The sequence below is a fragment of the Bradyrhizobium sp. CSA112 genome, assembly GCF_029051645.1.
Taxonomy (GTDB): domain Bacteria; phylum Pseudomonadota; class Alphaproteobacteria; order Rhizobiales; family Xanthobacteraceae; genus Bradyrhizobium.
In genome coordinates this window covers 1-423 of record NZ_JAACFS010000154.1, presented here as the reverse complement: position 1 = coordinate 423, position 423 = coordinate 1, and the positions used below count along the sequence as shown (strand labels likewise).

Annotated in this window: 1 protein-coding gene; it reads left to right on the top strand. The window is 53.2% G+C overall.

The annotated features are described in order from the left end of the window. Positions 1-423: hypothetical protein (locus GWE18_RS42100; RefSeq protein WP_275191332.1), on the top strand; the 423-nt coding region annotated here is incomplete at both ends.

The window sequence follows — 423 nt, the reverse complement described above, 5'->3', positions numbered from 1 at the left end:
GAACTTACATCATAAGCAAGGAAGACTTCATTGCGGAGTTCTGTAGCAGTCCCGAGAAGACCTTCGGCCATTATCAAGAGATGGCTCGCTCGAAATTCCTCAAGCCATTCCTGGATATTTACGAATGGGCCGAGGAGGCTGGGGCAACGTCAATTGTCGTCGGAGGGTCATTCGTATCGCGCAAAAATGATCCCAATGACCTGGATGTAGTGATCTTTTTCGCCACATCTTCGCAGGTCCCACACGGCCGGGAACGCTACGACATAGATGGCCTCATGCTCGATGTGCAACTTCTTGCGGAGGACCAGCCCGAGATCGCTAGTGCATACCTTGAATTACTGGGGACCACCCGATCCGGCGCTAGGCACGGCTTGGTCCAGGTAAAGATGCACAGCTCTGTGCAAACCTTCTACAGGCCTGAGC